Annotated in this window: 14 protein-coding genes and 2 pseudogenes; 8 read left to right on the top strand and 8 right to left on the bottom strand. The window is 38.0% G+C overall.

Features of this window, described 5'->3' with window-relative positions:
* The 3 genes from ACFIL2_RS06705 to ACFIL2_RS06695 form a co-directional block, all read right to left on the bottom strand.
* A partial coding sequence (locus ACFIL2_RS06705; RefSeq protein ID WP_375680539.1) for an Arm DNA-binding domain-containing protein occupies positions 1 to 339 on the bottom strand: 339 nt, incomplete at its 3' end.
* A gap of 954 nt (positions 340 to 1,293) precedes the next feature.
* The gene (locus ACFIL2_RS06700) at positions 1,294 to 3,078 is read right to left on the bottom strand and encodes an MFS transporter (RefSeq protein ID WP_375634353.1); all 1,785 of its coding nucleotides are present in this window, start codon (positions 3,076 to 3,078) and stop codon (positions 1,294 to 1,296) included.
* The gene (locus ACFIL2_RS06695; RefSeq protein ID WP_375634351.1) at positions 3,071 to 3,724 is read right to left on the bottom strand and encodes a hypothetical protein; all 654 of its coding nucleotides are present in this window, start codon (positions 3,722 to 3,724) and stop codon (positions 3,071 to 3,073) included. Before ACFIL2_RS06695 ends, ACFIL2_RS06700 begins: the two co-directional genes overlap by 8 nt.
* Between ACFIL2_RS06695 and ACFIL2_RS06690 the strand changes: the two genes are divergently transcribed.
* The 4 genes and pseudogenes from ACFIL2_RS06690 to ACFIL2_RS06675 all read left to right on the top strand — a co-directional run bounded on the left by ACFIL2_RS06690 (position 3,704) and on the right by ACFIL2_RS06675 (position 6,093).
* Entirely contained in the window at positions 3,704 to 4,057 is a 354-nt protein-coding gene (locus ACFIL2_RS06690; protein WP_375681716.1) for a hypothetical protein, read from the top strand. The two genes, ACFIL2_RS06695 and ACFIL2_RS06690, sit on opposite strands and share 21 nt — an antisense overlap.
* Positions 4,017 to 4,304: a hypothetical protein gene (locus tag ACFIL2_RS06685; RefSeq protein WP_375677136.1), complete on the top strand. Its 288-nt coding sequence runs from the start codon at positions 4,017 to 4,019 to the stop codon at positions 4,302 to 4,304. The genes ACFIL2_RS06690 and ACFIL2_RS06685 overlap by 41 nt, the downstream gene beginning before the upstream one ends.
* Positions 4,264 to 4,627: pseudogene (locus tag ACFIL2_RS06680) on the top strand (XRE family transcriptional regulator). Before ACFIL2_RS06685 ends, ACFIL2_RS06680 begins: the two are co-directional and overlap by 41 nt.
* Before the next feature lie 314 nt (positions 4,628 to 4,941).
* Complete coding sequence (locus ACFIL2_RS06675; RefSeq protein WP_375680538.1) at positions 4,942 to 6,093, top strand: tyrosine-type recombinase/integrase; 1,152 nt, start codon at positions 4,942 to 4,944, stop codon at positions 6,091 to 6,093.
* Positions 6,094 to 6,268: 175 nt separating this feature from the next.
* On the opposite strand, the gene ACFIL2_RS06670 is transcribed toward ACFIL2_RS06675, so the two are convergent.
* From ACFIL2_RS06670 to ACFIL2_RS06660, 3 genes are all read right to left on the bottom strand, one after another.
* A complete protein-coding gene (locus ACFIL2_RS06670) occupies positions 6,269 to 6,481 on the bottom strand; it encodes a hypothetical protein (protein ID WP_375620805.1) in 213 nt (70 codons plus the stop codon).
* Positions 6,482 to 6,612: 131 nt separating this feature from the next.
* Entirely contained in the window at positions 6,613 to 6,840 is a 228-nt protein-coding gene (locus tag ACFIL2_RS06665; RefSeq protein ID WP_375680536.1) for a hypothetical protein, read from the bottom strand.
* Positions 6,837 to 7,499 carry a lysozyme gene (locus ACFIL2_RS06660; protein WP_375680535.1) on the bottom strand — a complete coding sequence of 221 codons (663 nt, stop codon included), beginning with the start codon at positions 7,497 to 7,499 and terminating at the stop codon, positions 6,837 to 6,839. The genes ACFIL2_RS06665 and ACFIL2_RS06660 overlap by 4 nt, the downstream gene beginning before the upstream one ends.
* A 183-nt stretch (positions 7,500 to 7,682) precedes the next feature.
* On the opposite strand from ACFIL2_RS06660, the gene ACFIL2_RS06655 reads away from it, so the two are divergent.
* Positions 7,683 to 8,006 carry a type II toxin-antitoxin system RelE/ParE family toxin gene (locus ACFIL2_RS06655; protein ID WP_375680534.1) on the top strand — a complete coding sequence of 108 codons (324 nt, stop codon included), beginning with the start codon at positions 7,683 to 7,685 and terminating at the stop codon, positions 8,004 to 8,006.
* Positions 8,007 to 8,018: 12 nt separating this feature from the next.
* Positions 8,019 to 8,330 (top strand): addiction module antidote protein, encoded by a 312-nt coding sequence (locus tag ACFIL2_RS06650; RefSeq protein ID WP_330168525.1) that lies wholly within the window; start codon positions 8,019 to 8,021, stop codon positions 8,328 to 8,330.
* Between the two features lie 54 nt (positions 8,331 to 8,384).
* Here ACFIL2_RS06650 and ACFIL2_RS06645 read toward each other — a convergent pair whose 3' ends face one another.
* The gene (locus ACFIL2_RS06645; RefSeq protein WP_375681715.1) at positions 8,385 to 8,912 is read right to left on the bottom strand and encodes an antA/AntB antirepressor family protein; all 528 of its coding nucleotides are present in this window, start codon (positions 8,910 to 8,912) and stop codon (positions 8,385 to 8,387) included.
* Between the two features lie 397 nt (positions 8,913 to 9,309).
* On the opposite strand from ACFIL2_RS06645, the gene ACFIL2_RS06640 reads away from it, so the two are divergent.
* Complete coding sequence (locus tag ACFIL2_RS06640) at positions 9,310 to 9,534, top strand: antitoxin MazE family protein (RefSeq protein WP_375680532.1); 225 nt, start codon at positions 9,310 to 9,312, stop codon at positions 9,532 to 9,534.
* Positions 9,534 to 9,857, top strand: coding sequence for a type II toxin-antitoxin system PemK/MazF family toxin (locus tag ACFIL2_RS06635; RefSeq protein ID WP_375680531.1), 324 nt, complete (start codon positions 9,534 to 9,536; stop codon positions 9,855 to 9,857). Before ACFIL2_RS06640 ends, ACFIL2_RS06635 begins: the two co-directional genes overlap by 1 nt.
* Positions 9,858 to 9,895: 38 nt before the next feature.
* On the opposite strand, the pseudogene ACFIL2_RS06630 reads toward ACFIL2_RS06635, so the two are convergent.
* A pseudogene (locus tag ACFIL2_RS06630) lies at positions 9,896 to 10,586 on the bottom strand (late control protein); the annotation flags it as partial.

Genomic DNA, 10,586 nt, shown 5'->3' with positions numbered 1-10,586 from the left:
TTCAGCTTTACGAGTTTCAAAAGTATCTAGTGCAATATCTTTTAAGTAATGGAGATTGCTTATTGCCTCACGCTTTTGTTTATTACGTTCTTTAATAGGGTCACGCCCTTCACGTAAAACAGCACGCCATTGCATTGCACATTCACGGGCTTGTTTTAAAGAAACATCTCTTAAAGCACCCAAGCCCATTTCACGGCGCCGACCGTGAATGGTATAACGATAAATCCATTGAGCACCTCCATCTTTACGTTTGTGAAGAAGCAAGCCGGCACCATCATTATATTTACCAGCTCCCAAAGTTGCGACAGCCCTTGCATTAAGACGATTCATAAGAACCATTTTTACTCCTTTCTTGTACAATTTTTACCCACACATCAACCCCGCTTGTGACGTGCAAGCAAGTGGTTTTGATTGATTCAAGATAAACAGATTTGAAATGAGAGAATCCTACGTTATTCGGGCGTCTAATTCAATATGAACAGAGCTAGATTATCATTATAAATCAATATCTTGTATCGTTCATTTATAGATTTTATAAAATCGTCCGGCATTTCTCCGTGACTAGGTGACAATGGCAACTCCATAGCAAAGGGCGAAATAACTTTATCCTGAGTAGTAAATAAAATTATCAGTTCTGTTTTTTCAACTAATACACCAGAAGAACTGTGAAAAGAATCCGATAGTTTATATTTATTGGTGTAAACTCTGATGCGTATATCCATATTTTATCTCACAGCCAGAAAAAAAATCCCGTATCATATTTAACTGAAATGTATTCTCATACTTTTTTCTATTTTCAAAATTAAATAAAATGAACTCGGGAGTAGCGATACGTATTAGAGCTAACACTTCTGCCAAATCGAATCTCTCCGATAAAGTAATCGTCACACTATATGGTACGCTATCTTTTTTCATACATTCTATGTTACGCACCCACGTTTGTTTATATTTTTTACTGTCTAGATTTCTTATCTCTGAAATAACATCTGTGCCTATTTGTATCCCTAAAAAGAACGGATTACTCTTTAATAGCTTCAAATATGGTTGAATATAGATGTGCCCCCTGTTGCAATCCGAAAATATTTTTTACAAATGAGACACATACAAGTATATTTATGAAGTAAATCATAATCGAACTCAAAAGGCTCTCCACCAGAAAGAATAATAAAATCAGATTTTATGTCATTTATTGTATATAAAAATTCAGGCAACGCGTCATCTCTCACCATACATTCCATCGAATACGGACAATGATTGCAGCTCGCACTGCAATTTTCATTACAAATTACAATATTATCGCCCATGAAATTCCTTATTCAAGTTCATATAATCCAATACTAATTGTTTCATGAAAATATTTTGGTATAGACAAAGATCAGAAATTTTTTTAGCCACAAACGCTTTTATCATTGGTAAAGCTTCATCCTTTGATATAGACAGCAAATGAGAAATATAGTCTATCCGTTCTTCTAAATTGAGAGATAATCTTGGACTGGTGAAAAATGTTAAGATATCCAATTCCGGACTGGCTTCTTGACATAAATCCCAATCCACTACCATAAAAGAACTATCAGGAGTAACAATGATATTATCAGGATGTAAATCTCCATGTGATAAGATTATATTTTTGCTTAATCGATCTTGAAAGATCTTATTGATTTGATCAATAATCGCCTTTTGATGTAGCAAATCCATTTGACTCAATACAGTACCCCGGATAAACTCCCATTCGACTACTTCATCGCAAAGTGTTATCAAATTTGGTGCAGGATAGAGACTTTGTCGAAAAGAGCCATCCTTGATGTTTTCATTAATGCACGATGCTTCCGGATAAATTTGCCCATAGCAAAATTCTTGATGCTTGCGTTTCAAGAAATGTTGTTTTGACGATTGTGCATTTTCAGGCTGTAACCAAATGATTTCTTGTTTTCTGACAAAAATAATTAAAGCAGACACCCCAAAAATCACAGCCATAACCACTGCCAACCACAAATTAGCTTGCCAGAATGTTGAAAAAATATGACCGTATAAAAAACTGAATGCAAAGGATACAACAGCTGTAATAATGGCTGTAAATGATAAAACAGTCGCGATAGCTTTGGGATCAAGCAGTGAATTTATAAGAAGAGACGACAGATAAGATCGATAAGCAGATTTAAAAACACATAGCAGTAAAAATCCTAATATAAGAGCCGCAATGATTTGAAATGACATGAGAAAAAAAGCAATGGTTACCATACAACCAATCATTAAGACGGGAAAAATAGGATTTTGAAACTTTGAAAAATACTTCTGAAACAATATATTGGAACTTGCTGAAAAAAAATTCCCAATGATAAAAATAATCGAAACCAAAATAGCAGGTTGAAATGGCAAAAAATCAGAAAATGCGATAGAAACAGTTCGATTATTAACCAAAATAGCAAAAGCTGAAACTGCACTTAAAAAAATAAGAGTGAAGCGATAAGGATTTTTGACTTCTTTACGGCTGGCGCACATAACTGTGAAAATACTCGGATGAGCGTTGATATGAAAACTATCTAATCCCTTCGTCAGTTTTGAAAACATAAAAATAGCAAAAATTAATGAAAGGACTTGAAAAATCACAGGCAATGCAGGATGCACATAATAAAGTATTCCTCCTAAAAAAATAAGTACCGTTGTCACACTATAGGTAACAGCAGCCACTTCGGACTTAACGGAAAACAGTGTGCGATGCTTTGGTACTACAGAAAAGAGTAAACTATCTTCCGCACCTGAGAAACAAGCGGCTGCTAATGTAATACACAACAAATAAGTGGCGTAAGCAAAATATGCATAATTCATAAAAAGAGCTAAAAAACCGCAAAGAAAGAAAAACAGCCCAGTATAAATAACGCGCTTACTTCCATAAACATCTGATAATAAACCCAAGGGGACTTCTAAGATCAAAGGAAGCAATAAAAAATAACTACCGATTAAAACAATATCCGCTTGCGACAAATGCAATTTTTCCGACAAAAAAAGTGGTAAAACAGCAACCACTAGAGCAGTAGACTTGCTAACACTATAAATCTTAAATTGCTTAACCTTATCCACAAAACACCTTCCCATGACATCCGCTACATGCGCCAGATTCTTTCAAAGATTTTAAAACGCTTTGAGCAGACCAATCTATTGCCCCATAATTTTGTAGATTCCCAAAAGCTTCTGAATAAAAGCAATTTTTTAAATCTCCATTATAGTCCAATACCAAGGATGAAAATGGAAATAAACACATTAACGGCGACGAAACGTACGTAGAATTCTCGCCTAAGTAATAATTAATACAATTTACAAAATTTTGTGACGTCCATGAGATTTTCCTTTCTTGGAACTTTTTATCTATATAAATCTGGAGGGGGGATTCTTTCCTTGATAATTCATCTCTCAAATGAAAAAGTGAAGCGTTTGGCGGAAGAGTTTTGTTTCTTAAAGCCTTAGATCGATCCTTTGTATTATTTTTTCTAGAAAAACTAAATGACGACGTATCGAGCGGGCTGAATCCGATATAATCGACATCTTTGCTTATACAAAAATCGATAAAATTAATAATATTTTCTAGAATCTCTTTGGTAACTGTCGCTCTTATTCCTATACTTTGCAGAGGTTGAAGATTCTTAACTGTTTCAATGTTTTTCCACACGCGATCAAATTTATTCGCCCCCCGTATATCATAATATCCTTGGACACTAGTCGAATCCATAGAAATAACAATTTCTTTGAAGATCATCCGTTATCGGGTTATCAAGCGGGGGATATTCTCCCTGATTCTGTTTGGTGTTTAAATCACTATCCGAGGAGTGATCCAGAGGGAATGGTTTACGATCCGTGGAAGAATATTTGGGTTGATATTTATCTTCAATCAGGGACAGATGAAAATACGAAGTCTGCCTATGGTGTTCCGATTACAACCAATCGTAGCTATTCTGACCATCACGTGGATTTTTCGTCTGTTAATAAGAGATTTTTGACGAGTGATGAGTTCCGCGTCTTGCATGTATGGAATCAATTCGGGAACCAGTATTATAGGCAATAAAGCGCCTTCTCCCAAAACGTCTGGAGGACACGTTGATACAGAAAATCGTCGTATGATTTCGTATATCGGTTGTGAGGATGGTTGCGGTTATGTGTGGCAATTTTTGTCTGGTTGTTATCCCGTGACGAAATGGCATACAGGGGAACAAGGAAGCAGTTTACGTGTAGACGTAAATGTTATGTTGGGAGGAGGCGATTGGTCCGGTGATGCTAGTAATGGTGAATTTGCGCGGAATTTTGCGCATTGATCACTCCGAACGCCTCTTAGATATGGCTAAGAAATTAGACATATCTGTAGGATTTTTATCTTCTGTCGAGATTGGCAAAAAATCTGTTCCTGTAGGACTGGAGGAAAAGATCATAGAGCTTTATGGTTTATCAAGAGAAGGCTTTACTCTTAAGAAAAGCAGCCTATGCTTGTCGCAAAACTTTTACAATCAAGACTTCTGATCCGTTGAGGCGTGAAGCTGTTGGTGAGTTTGTTAGAAATTTAGAGAATTTTTCACAACAAAACTTAGCAGAATTAAAAGACCTTCTTGAGAAAGTTTGCAAAAAAAGAGGCGTCCTATAGAGATAGGTTGAAAAATCCTATTCCCTCACTTTTATTTACGCGTCCCTCACTGTACAAAATATATGGAAAATCAATAAATTATTTTGGATAAAAAAGAGCATGGTGCCCAAAAGAGGCAGACAGGGCTTTAGCAACAAGAATCAAGCCGTATAAATATGTGCAAGAGCTATTGATGTCTATAATTTTTTATGTTCCAATAAAAAAATTAAGAATTAAAGAAAAAATCTCAAATCAAAAAATTAAGGTGGTCTAAAAGGTGGACCCAAAAAGGTGGACGGGCAATGTGTGAAAAGGTGGACGAGAAGGGAAATTAAGTGAGGGGGATTCATAGGTTATCAGCATTGCTTGTCAAGTCTGCTTCTCAAGGTAAATATTGCGATGGGGCGGGGTTATGGTTGAATGTTCGAAAAGACAATACACGCTCTTGGTTCTTTCGCTATACACATCACAATAAGCGCCGTGAAATGGGGCTTGGTCCTGTCGCAAGACTTTCTTTAAAAGAAGCACGAGAACTTGTAAGATACTATAGTGATATTCTTAAAGAAGGCAATGATCCTATTGTCTTTCGAGAACAAACCATTTTAAAACAGCAAAGCAATATGTTTAAAGAAATTGCGCAGGCAGCTTTTGAAAGTAAAAAAGCTGAGTTAAAAAATGAAGGAAAAAAAGGGCGCTGGTTTTCTCCACTAGAGTTGCACGTGATTCCACACATAGGTAATTTACCTATAGAAAAATTAACAGCCAATATTATTCGCAATGTTCTCTCACCCCTTTGGCATGAAAAAGCAGATACAGCGCGAAAAGCACTTAACCGTATCAATATTTGCTTGAAATATGCTGCGGCTCTTGGTTTAGATGTTGATCTACAGGCTTGTATGAAGGCACGCGCTCTTTTAGGAAAACCACGTGCGACATCAACAAATATTCCTGCTATGCCATGGCAAGAGGTTCCGGCATTTTATCAAAGCTTGGATGATAAGATCCTTTCAAATTTAGCACTGAAGTTACTCATTTTGACGGGAGCACGGTCATATCCATTGCGCTATTTGCGCCTTGAACAAATTGATAAAAAGATATGGACTATACCAAAAGAAAACATGAAAGGTATTGTAGGGAAAGTTTCAGACTTTCGCGTGCCACTAAGTGATGAAGCTTTGAGAGTTATTGAAAAAACTCTCCCCTTTGAAAAGAATGGTTTTCTCTTTTCTGGTCTTAGAGGCAACCCCATTTCTGATGCCACCATGGCAAAATATATGACAATTTGCGGCTTAACCTATCGTCCCCATGGTTTTCGTTCAAGCTTACGGGACTGGATAGCAGAGACAACGTCAACACCATTTGAGATTGCCGAAACTGTTCTTGCCCATTCAGTTGGGAGTTCAGTGACAAAAGCTTATATGCGAACGGATTTTTTAGAACAGCGACATGTTCTCTTGGAACAGTGGGCTTCATTTATAACAGGATAGAATTTTTACAATTACCTCTGCAGTGTTTTTTTAGTTATTTTGACGAGAAATTTGATATGTCCAATTCTGTGAAAATAACAGTTTTAAATGTGCAATGACATTATCTATCACCTCCATGAGACGAGCAAAATTAAGAAACCATTTTCTAAAGATTTTCGCACATCTCAGAGTATGTTTAGAGTCGGATATTTGGTTTTTGTGTAAAAATACTTACAAACGCATCCATAATACGTGAAAAATCAAGCGCTAATAAGAGTATAATGAGTACAATCCATTTCGTATAACGAGACATCACTTTTACACTTTTGTAGGTCATGATGATTTCTTGAAGGATTTCTTTTTCTGCTTCTGTAAGCTCTGTATCGTCTTGTGTTTTTTTTCTAGCCATGTTTCCACCCACACACGCGTTCACCTTGCTTGTTATGCTTTAGGATCTCTCTTGCTAGGTTCGAACTGATGGTGTTTAGGTCTTGCTGCTCCAGATAAATTGGAGACCAACCAATGCAAGAAGAAGTGTATTTATTTGTCACGCAACCAGCTAGAGAGAGCAGTACGCACATCTGTATCACTTTTTTGATTAACTTCATTTTCCACCTCCAGCCGTGTTGTGGCTGCTTTTAAAGCTTTTTCTGTTTGCTTTTGTTGCGCTGCTTTTTTCCCAAGAGTAAAGGCTCTAGCTAAGGCAATAAAAAAAGCGGCTAAAGCCGCACCTGTTACCATCAGATTTCTTTTCATCCATAAGATCATAGGCGGTGCTCCTGAAAGCGTTTAGCAACAAAGAAAATACCAGCACATGCAGCTAAAACCATGATGGTTGCCAAAGCCCATTGGATGGGTCCATTGCCTGCTAACAAACCGCCAAGACCTGAAAAAGAGCCAATAATCGGTGCAAGAGCTTCTGCTTTGAAAAATCCCGTTGGTGCTTGCGTTTCTACTGTTTGATAATTGGAGGAAACATAAGCCCCTTTTGCCCATAACCCTGTTTCTGCCGCACGCCGGTGTGCGAGACCTTGAAGACGCTTCCCGCCTGCTTTGGTCCATTTCTGTAGCTCTGCAGGGACAGCTTCATATTCACCACTATTAAGCTTTTTTAACAGTGTCGAGTTACAAAAGGCTCCTGTTCCTACATTATAGCAAAAGGACACTAACGCCGCGAATTGTTCATCCGTTAATGAAACTGTAACAGCGCGTTCAACGGCATTTTCAAATTGTCTTAAATCTTGGCAAAGAAATTCTTCTGCTTGCTTTTCAGTGATTGTCATGCCTTCGTAAATAAAAGGCTTTCCAGCACTGTTTGTATGTCCATAACCTATTGTCCATACCCCAATGGCATCTTTATTGGCGTTTAAACGCAAACCTTCCCATTGTTTGATAAGTGCTAGTCCTTCTGATGATATTTTTCGCATATGCTTCTCCATAAAAAAAGCTCCGCAAAAAGCAGAGCTGGATTAAAAAAATTGACATCGTTCTCATTCGGAAAGATAGCTTGGTTAAGCTTCATGTCGTTTTTTCATTGGAATAAAAGAAGATTTTTTCTCAACTTTTAATTTCTCTCTTGACAAATATTCGTTTATAAACGAATATACATCATGTTTGAAATACGTCACTACCTTACTTCTGATGGCAAAGACTTGATAGCTGATTGGCTGCGAAAGCTCCGTGATATGCAGGCTAAAACTGCAATTATTCGCCGCCTTAATCGTTTAGAGCAGGGGAACTTTGGCGATTTCAAGCCGCTTCGTGAGGGTGTTCATGAATTGCGTATTAATGTTGGTCCTGGCTACCGAGTTTATTATGTCCAATCTGGAAAGACCGTATTGTTGCTATTATGCGGTGGCAGCAAAAAAACACAAGAGACTGATATCACTCGTGCATGTGCTTGCTGGCGTGATTGGCAAAACCGTAAAGATTAAAGGAGTGCAAAAATGAAAGACCGTAACCATGATGATGCAATGGCAGAAATATTCCGTGATGACCCTGAGTTGGCAGCAGCTACCCTTGATGCAATCCTAGCAGATGGTGATCAGGGTGAGCTGCTTGTAACTCTACGCCAAATGGCCAAAGCTTATGGTGGTGTTCAAGCTGTAGCTAAAGCAGCCAACTTGAACCCAACACAACTTTACCGTACCCTTTCAGAAAAAGGCAATCCAGAGTTCCGTAGCTTGAATGCTTTACTGCGTACCATGGGGTTTCGTTTGGCTGTACAGCCTCTTGAACGACCAGTTTCACACGTGTAACTTTAGTGTTCAGTCCCCACCTTTAAAGATGGGGAGGGGAGGCATATTTTTTACTTAAGCGGTTTTCACTACAGATCTTTCTAAGACTTGTTTTGCTTCTTTGATTAAAGCTTTATAATGTTTGCTCTCTTCTACCAACGTAAAGGCTTTAACAAGATGCATATGGAGAGGTCCATAAATGTAAACAGCCTTTTTAGTTGGAGACATTTTATCCCAATCTTTTGGGAAAGCAAAACGTATATCATCATAATCAACAAATTGACTTTTTAGTTTCTTTTCACATTCAATAAAGTAGCGTCGAGCCTGTCTGCCTTTTTCATTGCGTTCAACCATTGAGAGCTCTTTCGCCATGTCTAGGGTGAGATGATATTCTTTACTTATAACATTTTTACGTTTCCCAATTTTGGGAAGCGTTAAAATATAGTCCTTTCCCTCTTCAAATTTATACTGATTAATGCGGTTCGTAATCCAAGTAGCAAAACGTTTTCCTATTGCCAAAAACGTATGCAATTCACGTGCGTTAACAGTTTGCACAGTTTCCTGATCAATGACCTGTTCTGATATTTCTATAAGTGTGTTCATAATGAACTCCTAGTTGTTAGAGGTTTCTTAATGACACTCAAAAAGAGTGCCGGGCGCTAAGAAACACGGCAACTAGCCCGTCGTTATGCTTTCCCCGAAAGGGTATTATATGGCATAACCACACCCGACAATATTATTATATGCATGTAGCATACAATGAGTCAAAGCTTTTAAATTGCGGAAAACGAGTTATTTCGGCAACCAATCCGCTAGTTGTTTTAAGGTGTTTCTTAGGCACCTGATTCGATTATTCATATTGTCGCTACAATGTCAAGTTGCTTTCGAGATTTTTTGCATTTTTGCTTATTTGACTTATATATCCTCTTTATTAAAAATTTCGTTTCATGTAACTTTTTTCTATGTTATACGTTACATGAAACATAATGGAGATTTTGTTATGGCTACAATGCACGTTAATGAACGGGTTCAAAAACATCGCAATGCGCAAAGAAAAGCAGGTTTGCGCTTAATGCAGATTTGGGTTCCAGATACACGCCAGCCAAATTTTGCAGAAGAGTGTCGTCGCCAATGTCGTTTAGTCGCAAAAATGGATAAAACAGATACATCTATGCAGTTGTTTATGGACCAATCTTTAATGGATGTTGATGGTTGGACAGACTGATGCGTGGTTCTCTGGTAACAATAGCGATACAAGGTGATTTTGGTAAACCAAGACCCGCATTGATCATTCAAGCTAATCAATTCAGTGAACATACCAGCATGACGGTTTTACCAATTACAAGTACACTTGTTGATGCACCATTACTCCGCATTACGATTCAACCAAATGCTAAAAATGGTTTGCAAAAGCCTTCGCAAGTAATGATTGATAAGATTATGACAGTAAGATGTGAAAAAGTTAGTCCAGTTTTTGGCTTCATTCATGTAGATAAAATGGTGGAAATTGAACGCTGTTTGGCTGTATTTTTAGGAATAGTAAAATAAAAATAGTATTTCTTTTTATCATCATAAAATAGCTTTGTTTATCTATCCTCTTCATCCATATGGATGACGCCTTCGCCTTCGTCACATGCGTCCGGTGGGGCGTTTGGATCAAGGGTATCATCCTTGTCTGGTGTTGTGTTTGCAACGTTTCCAGCTGTGTCTTCTTGGGCTTCATCAAAAAGTTCGCACTCTATTTTTGTGGTGTAACCGCCCGTTTTATCAAGTTTGTGCTTAACACTCTTGATGCGCCATTCTGCTGGAATATAGGGGCGGAAAGGGGGCTCCTGAACAAGCTTTGCTTCTGCTTGCACAAAGGGATCACCACCGATATCACATGAGAAAGAAGACTTACCGCGTGATGATTTATTGCGATAAGCAGCAATGGCCGCAACAGCCTCTGATTGGTTATGGTAGGTATATTTGAGTTCATGAAACGGCGGATTACCAACTTTGACTTCTTTTTTTTCACCACTGCGGATATCATGATAGGTTGCGAGAACACCGCCTTTCTTCTCTTTGTCTTCTTCTTCTTTCTCAGGTGTTGTTTCTGCTTTTTCTGATTCAGATGATGATGGTGCTCTGTCATTGTCATCCATATGGATAAAGTTTTCATCATCATCAATCTCTTCCGGTTCTCGTGCATCAGCAGCGGCTTTTTGGTCGTCCCCCACATCTGTTTCTAAGCCATTGGCTGCACCTGCTTCATCTCGTGCGCTGTATTTAAAATCC

The organism is Bartonella sp. AP30XZML (assembly GCF_042195945.1).
Taxonomy (GTDB): domain Bacteria; phylum Pseudomonadota; class Alphaproteobacteria; order Rhizobiales; family Rhizobiaceae; genus Bartonella.
This window is presented reverse-complemented; position numbering and strand designations above follow the sequence as displayed.

Bases quoted from the DNA above. Each gene is read 5' to 3' on its own strand.
- ACFIL2_RS06695 (WP_375634351.1), bottom strand. From the start codon at position 3,724: ATGGATTCGACTAGTGTCCAAGGATATTATGATATACGGGGGGCGAAT.
- ACFIL2_RS06685 (WP_375677136.1), top strand. From the start codon at position 4,017: ATGTATGGAATCAATTCGGGAACCAGTATTATAGGCAATAAAGCGCCT.
- ACFIL2_RS06670 (WP_375620805.1), bottom strand. From the start codon at position 6,481: ATGGCTAGAAAAAAAACACAAGACGATACAGAGCTTACAGAAGCAGAA.
- ACFIL2_RS06665 (WP_375680536.1), bottom strand. From the start codon at position 6,840: ATGATCTTATGGATGAAAAGAAATCTGATGGTAACAGGTGCGGCTTTA.
- ACFIL2_RS06660 (WP_375680535.1), bottom strand. From the start codon at position 7,499: ATGCGAAAAATATCATCAGAAGGACTAGCACTTATCAAACAATGGGAA.
- ACFIL2_RS06655 (WP_375680534.1), top strand. From the start codon at position 7,683: ATGTTTGAAATACGTCACTACCTTACTTCTGATGGCAAAGACTTGATA.
- ACFIL2_RS06650 (WP_330168525.1), top strand. From the start codon at position 8,019: ATGAAAGACCGTAACCATGATGATGCAATGGCAGAAATATTCCGTGAT.
- ACFIL2_RS06645 (WP_375681715.1), bottom strand. From the start codon at position 8,912: ATGAACACACTTATAGAAATATCAGAACAGGTCATTGATCAGGAAACT.
- ACFIL2_RS06640 (WP_375680532.1), top strand. From the start codon at position 9,310: ATGGCTACAATGCACGTTAATGAACGGGTTCAAAAACATCGCAATGCG.
- ACFIL2_RS06635 (WP_375680531.1), top strand. From the start codon at position 9,534: ATGCGTGGTTCTCTGGTAACAATAGCGATACAAGGTGATTTTGGTAAA.